Here is a 12634-nt window from a genome sequence, read left to right as displayed (position 1 = left end):
ATTACCGGAGGAGATGCTATGCAGATTTCAAATCTCTTTGAAAAATTTAGTACGCTTGAAGTTATCACTGGTGTTCTCGATTTACTAATTGTTTGGTACGTGATCTATTTACTAATTGCGGTCTTTAGAGGAACAAAGGCTATTCAATTATTAAAAGGGATTTTATTTATTCTGATTGGTAAAGCAGTTAGTGAATACTTACAGTTGACTACAACTTCAAGAATGTTTGATTTAGCGATGCAATGGGGTTTTCTAGCCATCATCGTTATTTTCCAGCCTGAAATCAGACGCGCGTTGGAGCAACTGGGGCGCGGCAGCTTCTTCAAACGCTATACGATGACATCCTATGAGGAAGTACCTAAGCTTGTCGAATCGGTTTCAAAAGCTGTTCAATACATGGCAAAACGTCGTATTGGGGCATTGATTGTTTTTGAAAAAGAAACTGGTTTGCAAGATTATATTGAAACGGGTATTCCGATGCATTCAGATATTTCACAAGAATTATTAACGAATGTATTTATTCCGAATACACCGCTACATGATGGTGCGATGATTATTCAAGGAGATAAAATTGCGACAGCAGCAAGCTACTTGCCGTTGTCGGATAGCCCAAAAATTGCTAAAAGCTTGGGAACACGTCACCGTGCAGCTGTGGGTATTTCTGAAGTATCTGATGCTTTTACTGTTATTGTATCAGAAGAAACAGGTTCTATATCTGTAACGTTCGATGGCAAGTTGCGCAAAGATATTTCAGTAGAAGTATTTGAAGAGTTATTGTCTGAACATTGGTTTGGAACACACTTTGCAAAGAAAGGTGTGAATTAGATGTTAGAGTCTAAATGGGGCTTGCGTTTTTTTGCACTGATTTTGGCATTATTATTGTTCTTATCAGTGAATAACGTGTTAGGTGATTCCTTTACAACAGATAATATTGCAAAGGATGGCCATAAAACGATTAAAAATGTACCTGTAGAAGTCATTAATAATAACAAAGACCTCTATGTATCAGGTGCGCCGGACACTGTAGATGTAGAACTGAGTGGTCCTCAATCTAAGGTGTTACAAGCAACAAAAGTAGAAGATTATAAAGTGACGTTAGATGCGACAAATGCAAGCACAGGTGAACAAACTATAGCTTACCAAGTGCGTGGATTAGACAAAGATATTAATTATCGTGTTTATCCAAAAGAGGCGACGCTTTCTGTAGAGAAGAAAGAGACACGGAAAGTCATTGTTGAGCCAAACATTAGTCGATATGCTGTAGATCCAAATTATCAGGTTTCTGAAGCAAAGGTTAACCATCATATGGTGAAGGTTGTAGGTGGGAAGGAACAATTGGATCGCATTGCTTTTGCAAAAGCTAGTCTAAGAGAAGATTTTCAAATCACTCAAAAAACGACTGCTAAAGCAAACGTTGCAGTTTTTGATAAAAATATGAATAAGTTAGATGTACAAGTGATACCATCTACTGTTGATTTAACTGTGAATGTCGAACCTTATCATAAAAAAGTGAAGATTGATTTAACGAAAAAAGGTTTCGCTGCTGATGGTTATAAAATCAGTGATGTAACATTAGATGAATCAACCATTGACCTTTATGGTAATCGTGAAGCCTTGGAAGATATCGACAAAATATCTGGTGAAGTTGACGTGAATGGCGTGAATAATACGACGACACGCACGGTTAAACTAGATTTACCAGATGAAGTATCCTATACAAAACCAACAGAAATCACAGCAACAATATCAGTTGAATGATGAATAAAAAGGAGATTTAAAGATTATGGGTAAATATTTTGGGACAGACGGTGTGAGAGGTGTGGCTAACCAAGAATTAACACCGGAGTTAGCTTTTAAATTAGGGAGATACGGTGGTTATGTTTTAGCACATAATGACGATACAGAACATCCACGTGTACTTGTGGGGAAAGATACACGTGTATCAGGTGAAATGTTAGAGAATGCATTAATCGCTGGACTTGTATCAATTGGTGCAGAAGTCATGCGATTAGGTGTGATTTCAACACCAGGTGTCGCATACTTAACTCGTGAAATGGAAGCAAACTTAGGTGTGATGATTTCAGCGTCACATAACCCAGTTGCGGACAATGGTATTAAGTTTTTCGGTTCTGATGGCTTTAAGCTTACAGATGCACAAGAACAAGAGATTGAAGCATTATTAGATGACGAAACAACAGAATTGCCACGTCCGACTGGATCTCAGATTGTACACACTTCTGATTACTTCGAAGGGGCACAAAAATATTTAAGCTTCTTGAAGTCAACGATCGAAGTGAACTTGGAAGGTCTAAAAATTGGGTTAGATGGTGCAAATGGTTCAACAGCATCACTCGCACCATTCTTATTCGGTGACCTTGAAGCAGATACTGTGACAATTGGTTGCAGCCCAGATGGATACAATATCAATGAAGGTGTTGGATCTACACACCCAGAACCTTTAGCAGAGAAAGTTGTAGAAGAAGGCTGTGATTTCGGTTTAGCATTCGATGGAGATGGAGACCGCTTAATTGCAGTTGACGAACAAGGAAATATTGTTGATGGTGACCAAATCATGTTTATCATCGGTCAAGAGATGGCAAAAAATCGGGAACTAAATGATAATATGATTGTTTCAACGGTGATGAGTAACTTAGGTTTCTACAAAGCTTTAGAAGCAGAAGGCATTCAATCAAACAAAACAAAAGTTGGAGATCGTTACGTTGTTGAAGAAATGCGTCGCGGTCATTACAACTTAGGTGGCGAACAGTCAGGTCATATCGTATTGATGGATTACAATACAACAGGTGATGGCTTATTAACGGGTGTACAACTTGCGGCTGTCGTTAAACGAACTGGTAAAAAGTTAAGTGAATTAGCAGCACAAATGAAGAAATACCCACAATCACTTGTAAATGTGCGAGTAACAGATAAATATGGCGTAGAAGATAATGTTGATGTTAAAGAAGTAATGGCACGTGTTGAAGCGGAGATGAATGGAGAAGGACGTATCTTAGTTCGCCCTTCTGGTACAGAACCACTTGTACGTGTCATGGTTGAAGCAAAAACTGACGAAGATGCGTTACGCTTTGCGCAAACAATTGCAGATGTTGTAGAAGAAAAAATGGGCTTATAATGCCAAGAAAACCGAGATCTTATTAACAGATCTCGGTTTTTTCGTATTTATAATGATGTGTAAACTTTGTTGATGTCTTCAGCTGTTTTCGTATCAAGTTGTGCATGTTGTTGAAGGAATGTCACAACACCATTTTCAGCAAGTTGCTTATCCTTGTCTACTGTTTCAGCATCTTGTGGATCTTGATATGAAAGGGAAAATGCTGCTAGTTGATTCAATGCATCATGTGATTGCCCAGCTTGTTCAAGTGCTTTTAATGGTTTGATAATACGGTCTTCTGGACCAAGTTTACGTAACACGCCACGACCTACACGAACGATATCATCTGATAGGTTTGGATTATAGAAACGTGCAATGATTTTTTTGCGATAGTTGGCTTGTGTCTCAGGATCTACTGAAAATTGTGTTTCAATATAATGACTTGTTTCAGTTAATACTTGTTCTAATCCTTCTGAAACACGTTGATCTTCAATCGCTTCTAAGATTGTTTTGTGTCCGTAATACTGACCTGCATAAGCAATATATGCGTGACCTGTATTGACAGTAAGTAGTTTACGTTCAATATAAGGTGCTAAGTTATGAACGTAAGTAACACCGTCTAATTGGTCGCCATACCATGATGTATCTTCAATGACCCATTCAAAAAATGGTTCAACTGTGACATCTAAAATATTATCATGTGATTGACCTGGAACAATACGGTCTACTGCCGCATTTGAAAAATGAACATGTTCAGGAAGTTCACCAACAATATCACGAATGGCAGCTGCAAGTTGATCTGTCGCGTTAATCGCATTCTCACAAGCCACTACGTTTACAGGTGTTGTACGTTCTTTTAAGATAGGTGCTAATGTTTTGGCAACAATTGGAAGTACGTTGACACCTACCGCAGTTGTGATTAAGTCGACAGATGCAATGGCTGACTCTAATTCTTTTTGGTCTTGAATGGAATGCAAGCCATCCACGTTTTTTACAGTTGTTGTTGTTTGTTCGGAGTCAGCAAGTGTGACACTGTATTGTTTTTCCGTTTTTAATGCGTTTACGAGTGTGTCATTCACGTCTGCAAACGTCACGTGATAATCATTGTTTGCTAAGATTAAGCCGATAAAGCCACGACCGATATTACCAGCACCAAAATGTAAAGCGTTCATTATACATCAGCCTCCTCAAGGATACGACGGATTTCATCTTTTGAATCAGCATTGACGATTTTGTCAATATTATCTTCATCACTGAAAGCAATAGCAATTTGAGATAACAGTTCTAAGTGTGTACCGTCTTTACCTGCAATACCGATTACTACTTTTACTTCTTCGCCATCCCAATCTAAACCACCAGGAATTTGTAAGAGTGCTAGGCTTGAGTCAAGCACAGCCGTTTTGGCATCGTCAGTACCATGTGGAATTGCTAGGAAATTACCCATATATGTTGATACAATCGTTTCACGTTCTAACATAGCTGGAATGTAGTCTTCTGTTACAGCACCACTTTGAACAAGTAGTTGTCCAGCGCGTTCAATTGCTTCAGCTTTTGTATTGAATGATTGATTTAATAAAATATTGTTGTCATGTAATAAATTTTCCATAATGTTTCAACTCCTATAATGTTTGTTTAATGAATAATAAAATTTGATACTTTAATGCTTGTTCAACTTCTGTTGGATTTGCCAACCATGTATCAATATTTTCCAGATGTTCTGTAATATAGCTATACAGCTGACTAATCAGTGGTTTTAATTGACTCGACTCAGGTAACATGGCACAAACCATATAACGAATTGTTGACTGATCTGTCGATGGAATAGGCTGTTCGAGTATCCCGATGCTAAAATATGGTTTTAAAATCAGTGGATCATTCAAATGTGGAATGATTACTGGATAAGGTGATAATGAAAAGCTTTGGACTTCATTGCGTTGTATTAAGCGCTCTGTAACAGTCTTTGTATCTTCAATCACATTTTGATCTGCAAGATGTTGTGCAAGAGAAGCATCAAAATCTTTAAGATTCATGTCTGAAACCATCAAGTTTTTGGAAAGCACCATACATTCATTGATGAGTTTAAATTTTTGATCGATATCATCTTCATTCTTTGGTATATCGGAGGTCGAATGCGTTGTATCTGATTGTTCCCTCACAACTTGTACTTGTTGCCACTTTGACGCGAGTTGTTCCTGTAAAAAACTGGTTGCCTGTGCGAGTTCATGCTCAGGTAACAATGGATTGACAACGAGATAGGGCAACTGAATATCTAATTCGATTGTTGAGAATATGGCATCATAAGCTTGTAAATCTTGAGTTTTTAACGTGCTCACAGATGCTTGTGTAATTTCATCAATCGAAGGGAACGACTCCTGCAATCGATTGGCTAATATCCGACTTGTGCCGATACCGCTACTACAAACAACCAGCACTTTTGTTGCTTGCTTATTTTTGGATAGAGCACCGCCGAAGTGTAAGACGAGAAAGGCGATTTCATAATCCGGAAAGGAAAGTGAAGGGAGTACCTTTTTAATGCTTTTCTCAATTGCCTCATAAATTGTCGGATAAGACGACCGAATGCGTTGTGTCATAGGGTTATACGTTTTTATGTTTGAACGTATTCGATTGATCGCAGGTGGTAAATGTAATAACAACCCTTCTTCTAACTCAGCGCGTGATTCAAAGTGATAACCTGTTTGAGCTTCTACATTGTCAATAAGGGAATGCACTAATGAAAGATTGTTATCCTCACTCGGCATGTCTTTATCATTACGACGTTTGGCACCACGCAAATGAATGGTCATAAAGGTGATTTCTGATTGATTAAAAGTGACTTGATAATGTTCGCTAAGCCGCTCAGCAATTTGTGTTGCGATTTGATACTCGAGGGTATCTTGAACTTCTGCAATAATGTTTTGCTCTACAGAAACAAATTGTTGATGCTTCATGCGTTCGATGCTTAGTACAATGTGAACGATAAGCGATAAATAACTAGATTCTGTTAGTGTGTAAGGTAACTGGTCTAAATCATCCATTAATAGACGTTCGACTTGAAAGACATCCTTCATATCTACCATAGGCAAGCGTTCTTGGTTTAAAGACTGAAAAACAAAGTGATTTTCAATGACAGAATAGACGCTCGTACTATTTAAACGCTCCATCATCAACTGACTTAATAAGGCACGTTTTTGCATTTCACTTCCAACAATGGAAACCCCTTCACCACGTTTACGAATAAGTTTGATATGAAATTGATTTAAGTCTAAAGATAAGTGATCTAACACCTTAGAAAGTTGTGGTGAAGAGGCCCCAATCTCTGAAGCAAGGCTTACTTGCTTAACAGGTTCGCCACTTTGAATTAATGCATATAATACAATGACTTTTTGTTCTTCAATGGTTAAGTCGACAATGTCCAATTCGTTTAATGACTCTGTTAATGCATTAAATGCTGCCTCATCACCTTTGAGTAAAATACCTTTACTCTTAATACGCTTTAATGTGATTTCAAAAGGTTCAAGTGTTGTATCTATGTTTTTAAGTTCTCGATGTACCGTGCGAGAGGAAACAGCAATTTGTTGTGCAATGTCAAAAAGCTTGATTGGATAACCTTTATTTTTCAGTAAAATGGATAAGATTTGTCTTTCTCTCGTACCCAAATACATAACGTCCATCCCCCTAAATATCACGTAATAATAGGAGAGGACAGAGTGGCCACTCGATTGAAGAAGCGTGTCTCTGTCCACTCTGACATCATTTCATATGTCTTAAGTTCATCTCATAAATAATGTTATTGTTGTTGGTCCTCTTTGATTTGCGTCATAAGTGCATCATAGCGAGGAGAGTTTAAGAAGTTATCAACTGATAAGTGAATCGCATTAGGTACTTGTTTGATCGCACGGTCTGTTAATTTTTTCTGAGTAATGACAAGTTGTGCATCATCTGTTAACTGGTTAATCGCTTTATTGATCACTGTTACGTTTTCAATACCTGCTTTTTCAAATTTCTTACGTAACATACTTGCACCCATGGCACTTGAACCCATACCAGCGTCACAAGCAAAGATGACTTGTGTAATATGGTCATATTTATGTGCGCTCACATTTTCAGTATCGTAACGATTTAACAATTGTTCTGCATCATTCTCGTCTGCAGTGGCTGTTGTTGTTGCTTCTGATTTATCAGTTAATGCACTGCTCACTGATGATTTTTTACCTTTTGTAGCTTCCATTTGCGCTGTTGCATCTGAAAGGCTCTTAGTAGGATTTTTTGTGAATTTCAAGATCAGACTTGCAACGATGAATGTCACAAGTGTTGATAAGAATACACCGAGTAACATAACAAGGTAACTACCTTTTGGTGTAACAGCCAAGTAGGCGAAAATAGAACCTGGTGAAGCTGGACTTGTTAAACCAAAGTTGAATAAGCTAAATGTTGCAACGCCTGTCATACCACCAGCAATGGCAGCTAAGATAAGCATTGGACGTGCTAATACATAAGGGAAGTAGATTTCATGAATACCACCCACAAAGTGGATAAACGCTGCTCCGTATGAAGTTGCTTTTTCAGTTCCTTTACCAAAGACCATGTATGCAAGTAAAATACCGAGACCAGGTCCAGGGTTAGATTCTAATGTGTACAGAATTGATTTACCTGCTTCAGTCACTTGATCAGCCGCTAATGGTGTTAAGACACCGTGGTTGATTGCGTTGTTTAAGAATACGATTTTTGCAGGTTCGATTAATACACTTACTAATGGCAATAAGTGTTTTCCGATTAAGAAGTCAACGCCCATACCTAATACTTGCATAAGACCAGATACAACTGGTGCAAGTGCTTTAAAACCAAGAATTGTCATAAAGAATGCTAAGAAACCAGCTGAGAAGTTGTTAACAAGCATTTCTAAACCGTTTGGTGTACGTGGTTGTAAGTATGCATCTACTTTTTTCATGAGCCAACCAACAAGAGGACCCATAATCATTGCACCGATTAACATAGGTGTTTCTGGGAATGCTGCGATAACCCCCATTGTTGCTGTTGCACCGACGATACCACCACGAAGAGCGTGAACAAGTCGTCCACCGCTAAATGCAATAAGTAGCGGGATTAAATATTTGATCATCGGGTCTACCATTGCGGCAAGTTCTTCATTTGGATACCATCCGTCTGGAATAAATAGTGCGGTAATTAAACCCCATGCGATAAAGGCGCCGATGTTTGGCATGATCATACTTGACAAGAATGAACCGAACGCTTGAACATTACGTTGAATGCGTGCTTTCATCGGCTGTTGATTTGTTGTCTTTGACATAGCTTTTACCTTCCTTTCATGTTGGAACATGTTTTTTAACTACTTTCAGCATAAAATGTAATCGCTTTACCTACAATGAATAGAAAATCTAGGTTTGGCACTTTGAAAATGACAAATCGTTATTAATGGATGAAAGTTGGACAAATCAAGAAATGTATTGAAAAATTGTGAAAGAAAATACATTTATATTTGCATTTAAAGTTTTTATCGGTGTAAAATGAGGTATAGTTTGAGCAAAAGGAGGGTAGTCAGGTTTAAATCAATTAAAGCGCCAGCACAAGTTGTGTAATACACTGCAGACAGATGGACTATACAGAGTCTATACAGAGGTGGACTTGCAGACTTGTAGACGAGGAGGATAGTGATCGAATTAGATCGGCGGATGCTATCCCGGATGTGGCTCATTCGTTAGCTTATTAGTTAAAACAGGAGGGTAACCTGCTGGACAAAGCTAGTAAGATCGCCAAAATTAAAATATTAAAACAAGAACAACGATGCAGGAGTGGCTGATGGTATCATGATGCATTAATCAGAATGCACAGATATGATGGTAACTTTCTGTAACGTTATTTTATGATGGAGGAAAATATTTATGTGCGGAATTGTAGGATATATTGGTTATGAGAAAGCGAAAGAAATTTTATTAAACGGGCTTGAAAAGTTAGAATACCGTGGATATGACTCTGCAGGTATTGCAACACGTGATGATAAAGATATCACAGTAACAAAAGCAAAAGGTCGTATTGCAGACCTACGTAAAGAAGCTGACAACGATATCGATGGTCAAGTAGGTATCGGTCATACACGTTGGGCAACACATGGGGTGCCTAGCTATGAAAACTCACACCCACATCAATCAACAAGTGAACGTTTTACACTTGTCCACAATGGTGTGATTGAAAACTATGAAGAGTTAAGAGACGAGTATCTTTCAGGTGTTACATTTGTTTCTGAAACAGATACAGAAGTTATCGTGCAATTAGTAGAATATTTTGCAAACCAAGGATTAACAACTGAAGAAGCATTTACAAAAGTTGTTTCATTATTACATGGTTCATATGCGTTAGGTTTATTAGACCGTGAAGATGATGACACAATCTATGTTGCGAAAAACAAATCTCCATTACTTGTTGGTATTGGTGACAACTTTAACGTCATTGCTTCTGATGCATTAGCAATGATTCAAATTACAAGTGAATATAAAGAATTAAAAGACCAAGAAATCGTATTAGTACAACGTGATCAAGTGACAATCAAAGACTTAGATGGAAATATCATTGAACGTGATAGCTACACAGCTGAAATTGATGCATCTGATGCTGAAAAAGGTGTTTATGCACACTATATGTTAAAAGAAATTCACGAACAACCAGCAGCAATGCGTCGTATTATTCAATCTTATCAAGATGAACAAGATAACTTAAAAATTGATCCAGAAATCGTCAAAGATGTTGAAAATGCAGATCGTATTTATATCATTGCAGCTGGTACAAGCTATCATGCAGGATTAGTTGGTAAAGAATACTTAGAAAAATGGGCAGGCGTGCCAACTGAAGTTCATGTCGCTTCTGAGTTTGTATACAATATGCCATTATTATCTGAGAACCCATTATTTATCTATATTTCACAATCAGGTGAAACAGCGGATAGCCGTGCTGTACTTGTAGAAACAACTAAATTAGGTCACCGTTCATTAACAGTTACAAACGTTGCAGGATCTACATTATCACGTGAAGCGGATCATACATTATTACTTCATGCTGGTCCAGAAATTGCCGTTGCTTCAACAAAAGCATATACTGCGCAAATTGCGGTATTATCTATTTTAGCGCAAGTAGTTGCAGAAGCACGTGGCCGTGAAACTGGTGTTGATTTATTACCAGAACTTGCAAAAGTAACTGCAGCAATTGAGACAATTGTTGATGACGCACCAAAAATGGAGGAAATCGCTGCTTCATATCTTGAAACAACACGCAATGCGTTCTTCATCGGTCGTACACTTGACTACCATGTCAGCTTAGAAGGTTCATTGAAATTAAAAGAGATTTCATACATTCAAGCAGAAGGTTTTGCTGGTGGTGAATTAAAACACGGTACAATTGCATTAATTGAAGACGGTACACCAGTGATTGCATTAGCAACACAAGAACACGTGAACTTATCAATTCGTGGTAATGTTCAAGAAGTCGTTGCACGTGGTGCACACCCATGCATCATCTCAATGGAAGGTCTTGAAAAAGAAGGAGACACATATGTGATTCCTCATGTTCATGAATTATTAACACCATTAGTATCAGTTGTTACATTACAATTGATTTCATACTACGCAGCACTTCACCGTGACTTAGACGTAGACAAACCACGTAACTTAGCAAAATCTGTAACAGTAGAGTAGGTTACAGTCTTATAAAATAAAAAGAAAAGTAACATCAAACGACTGATTTCATCACTTTTGTGAAGTCAGTCGTTTTTTTAACAAAGGGTGAGGTAAATGATTGAATTGAAACATATGTCAAAGATTAAAGGTGGCAGAACACTTCTCCGTAATATTTCATGGAAGATTCAACCGGGAGAAAAATGGTTAGTTTATGGCTTAAATGGTGCTGGTAAGAGTACCTTATTGAATGTCATCAATGCATACGATTTTGCGACGACAGGAGATATTTCTTTATTTGATATGAAACCGGGACATAAGGGCTATTCTGCCCATCATGTACGCGAACAAATTGGCTACATTTCTGGTGGCTTACGTGATCGTTTTGCGGAAGGTGAGTTGGTTAGAGATGTTGTCTTAAGTGGTCTGTACAAGTCAATAGGGGTATATCAGAAACCGACAGAAAATGATATTGAACGTGTGCATCAGATACTTCAACGTTTTAATATGATGCATTTTGAAGAAAGTTATTTTGGACAGCTGTCAACTGGAGAACAACAGCGTGTATTATTGGCACGTGCACTGGTGACACGTCCACGCTTATTATTCTTAGATGAGCCATGTAATGGACTTGATTATGTAGGACGTGAAAACAGTTATTGGATATGATTATGAATCTGCAAGATGACGATAGCGAAATGGCTGTTATCTATGTGACGCATGTCGTTGAAGAAGTGACAGCAGATTTTACCCATGCCCTTTTATTGAAGCAAGGAGAAGTTCAGGGCGTTGGTGAGATTCATGAGACATTGACCAGCCAAGCGCTCACAGCGTTATTTAATATGCCAGTACAATTACAATATCAAAAGGGAAGATATCAATTGATTCGACGATAAAAGGGTATTAATTGCTTTTAACATAAGAAGATGACACACTCTATATGAAAGAACAATCTGGAAAGGAAAGTTATAAATGGAACAAGTAAAAGCAGTATTTTTAGATATGGATGGAACGATTCTACGAGAAAATAACCGTTCTTCAGAATACACATCCGAGGTCATTGCCAAATTAAGAAATGCAGGTTATAAAGTCTTCTTAGCAACAGGACGTGCAAAAGAAGAAATATCACTATTAATTCCTGATTCGATGCATTTTGATGGGATTATTTCCTCAAATGGAACGAGTGGTCATATCGCAGAAAACGTATTATTTCAGCATGGTTTATCAGATGAGGGTGTACGTGCAATTGTTCAGCAGGCGCAAGATGCAGGGATTTATTATGAAGTTTTTCCATTTAATCAACCACGTTTTGCTTTTGAAGAAGATAAAGCATGGATGTTGCAACTTTTAGAAGGGGATAAACCAGATTCAGTTGGGTCGAGCGAATGGTTATCTCGTCATGAAGCCATCGCAGGTAAGTTAACATGGCGTGAGACCTTCCCAGAAGGATTGAACTACTCAAAAATTTATTTATTCCATCCAAACTTAGAAAAGATTGCAGCATTCCGACAAGCAATGAAGTCACAATTAGATAAATTAAAAATTGAGGTTTCACAATCTACACCGAATAATGTTGAAACAATGGCTTATCAAGTCAATAAAGGAACAGGCATTCAAGAAATGTGTAATCATTTCAATATCGATATTTCAAATACGCTGGTTATGGGTGATAGTGATAATGATCGTACGATGTTTGCAGTAGGTGGCATAACTGTTGCAATGAAGAATGCAGGTGCTGCCATTAAAGGATTAACGATGTATGAAACCAATCTAGATAATAATGAAGATGGTGCAGCACACTTCTTAGAACAAAATCTATTGAATAAATAACAAAAAAACG

At 37.8% G+C, this 12634-nt stretch carries 11 protein-coding genes; 7 read left to right on the top strand and 4 right to left on the bottom strand.

What is annotated here, in order from left to right; all coding sequences use genetic code 11:
• Positions 1-18 precede the first annotated feature (18 nt).
• The 3 genes from cdaA to glmM are packed head-to-tail and all read left to right on the top strand — an operon-like array spanning position 19 to position 3133.
• On the top strand, positions 19-825 hold the full coding sequence (cdaA, locus tag MUA88_RS08675; RefSeq protein WP_262603778.1) for a diadenylate cyclase CdaA: 807 nt from the start codon (positions 19-21) through the stop codon (positions 823-825).
• On the top strand, positions 826-1758 hold the full coding sequence (locus tag MUA88_RS08670; RefSeq protein WP_262603777.1) for a CdaR family protein: 933 nt from the start codon (positions 826-828) through the stop codon (positions 1756-1758).
• A 25-nt stretch (positions 1759-1783) separates the two neighbouring features.
• Complete coding sequence (gene glmM / locus MUA88_RS08665; RefSeq protein WP_262605409.1) at positions 1784-3133, top strand: phosphoglucosamine mutase; 1350 nt, start codon at positions 1784-1786, stop codon at positions 3131-3133.
• Between the two features lie 47 nt (positions 3134-3180).
• On the opposite strand, the gene MUA88_RS08660 is transcribed toward glmM, so the two are convergent.
• From MUA88_RS08660 to MUA88_RS08645, 4 genes are all read right to left on the bottom strand, one after another.
• Complete coding sequence (locus tag MUA88_RS08660; protein WP_262603775.1) at positions 3181-4284, bottom strand: mannitol-1-phosphate 5-dehydrogenase; 1104 nt, start codon at positions 4282-4284, stop codon at positions 3181-3183.
• The gene (locus MUA88_RS08655) at positions 4284-4718 is read right to left on the bottom strand and encodes a PTS mannitol transporter subunit IIA (RefSeq protein WP_262603774.1); all 435 of its coding nucleotides are present in this window, start codon (positions 4716-4718) and stop codon (positions 4284-4286) included. Before MUA88_RS08655 ends, MUA88_RS08660 begins: the two co-directional genes overlap by 1 nt.
• A gap of 13 nt (positions 4719-4731) precedes the next feature.
• Positions 4732-6774: a BglG family transcription antiterminator gene (locus MUA88_RS08650; protein WP_262605408.1), complete on the bottom strand. Its 2043-nt coding sequence runs from the start codon at positions 6772-6774 to the stop codon at positions 4732-4734.
• 125 nt (positions 6775-6899) lie between these two features.
• On the bottom strand, positions 6900-8420 hold the full coding sequence (locus tag MUA88_RS08645; protein ID WP_262605407.1) for a PTS mannitol transporter subunit IIBC: 1521 nt from the start codon (positions 8418-8420) through the stop codon (positions 6900-6902).
• Positions 8421-9012: 592 nt separating this feature from the next.
• On the opposite strand from MUA88_RS08645, the gene glmS reads away from it, so the two are divergent.
• From glmS to MUA88_RS08625, 4 genes are all read left to right on the top strand, one after another.
• Positions 9013-10815, top strand: a complete 1803-nt coding sequence (gene glmS / locus MUA88_RS08640) for a glutamine--fructose-6-phosphate transaminase (isomerizing) (RefSeq protein WP_262605406.1) — start codon at positions 9013-9015, stop codon at positions 10813-10815.
• Between the two features lie 114 nt (positions 10816-10929).
• Positions 10930-11463 carry an ABC transporter ATP-binding protein gene (locus MUA88_RS08635; protein WP_262605405.1) on the top strand — a complete coding sequence of 178 codons (534 nt, stop codon included), beginning with the start codon at positions 10930-10932 and terminating at the stop codon, positions 11461-11463.
• The gene (locus MUA88_RS08630; RefSeq protein ID WP_262605404.1) at positions 11460-11690 is read left to right on the top strand and encodes an ATP-binding cassette domain-containing protein; all 231 of its coding nucleotides are present in this window, start codon (positions 11460-11462) and stop codon (positions 11688-11690) included. The genes MUA88_RS08635 and MUA88_RS08630 overlap by 4 nt, the downstream gene beginning before the upstream one ends.
• A 76-nt stretch (positions 11691-11766) precedes the next feature.
• Positions 11767-12624: an HAD family hydrolase gene (locus MUA88_RS08625; RefSeq protein ID WP_262603768.1), complete on the top strand. Its 858-nt coding sequence runs from the start codon at positions 11767-11769 to the stop codon at positions 12622-12624.
• Positions 12625-12634: the final 10 nt, after the last annotated feature.

The sequence above is a fragment of the Staphylococcus sp. IVB6240 genome (assembly GCF_025558425.1).
GTDB lineage: Bacteria > Bacillota > Bacilli > Staphylococcales > Staphylococcaceae > Staphylococcus.
The sequence above is the reverse complement of the archived record's forward strand: the minus strand, read 5'-3'. Positions and strand labels throughout refer to the sequence as shown.

Excerpts from the sequence above, each read along its gene's own strand:
- cdaA (WP_262603778.1), top strand. The coding sequence starts at position 19 with ATGCAGATTTCAAATCTCTTTGAAAAATTTAGTACGCTTGAAGTTATC.
- MUA88_RS08670 (WP_262603777.1), top strand. The coding sequence starts at position 826 with ATGTTAGAGTCTAAATGGGGCTTGCGTTTTTTTGCACTGATTTTGGCA.
- glmM (WP_262605409.1), top strand. The coding sequence starts at position 1,784 with ATGGGTAAATATTTTGGGACAGACGGTGTGAGAGGTGTGGCTAACCAA.
- MUA88_RS08660 (WP_262603775.1), bottom strand. The coding sequence starts at position 4,284 with ATGAACGCTTTACATTTTGGTGCTGGTAATATCGGTCGTGGCTTTATC.
- MUA88_RS08655 (WP_262603774.1), bottom strand. The coding sequence starts at position 4,718 with ATGGAAAATTTATTACATGACAACAATATTTTATTAAATCAATCATTC.
- MUA88_RS08650 (WP_262605408.1), bottom strand. The coding sequence starts at position 6,774 with ATGTATTTGGGTACGAGAGAAAGACAAATCTTATCCATTTTACTGAAA.
- MUA88_RS08645 (WP_262605407.1), bottom strand. The coding sequence starts at position 8,420 with ATGTCAAAGACAACAAATCAACAGCCGATGAAAGCACGCATTCAACGT.
- glmS (WP_262605406.1), top strand. The coding sequence starts at position 9,013 with ATGTGCGGAATTGTAGGATATATTGGTTATGAGAAAGCGAAAGAAATT.
- MUA88_RS08635 (WP_262605405.1), top strand. The coding sequence starts at position 10,930 with ATGTCAAAGATTAAAGGTGGCAGAACACTTCTCCGTAATATTTCATGG.
- MUA88_RS08630 (WP_262605404.1), top strand. The coding sequence starts at position 11,460 with ATGATTATGAATCTGCAAGATGACGATAGCGAAATGGCTGTTATCTAT.
- MUA88_RS08625 (WP_262603768.1), top strand. The coding sequence starts at position 11,767 with ATGGAACAAGTAAAAGCAGTATTTTTAGATATGGATGGAACGATTCTA.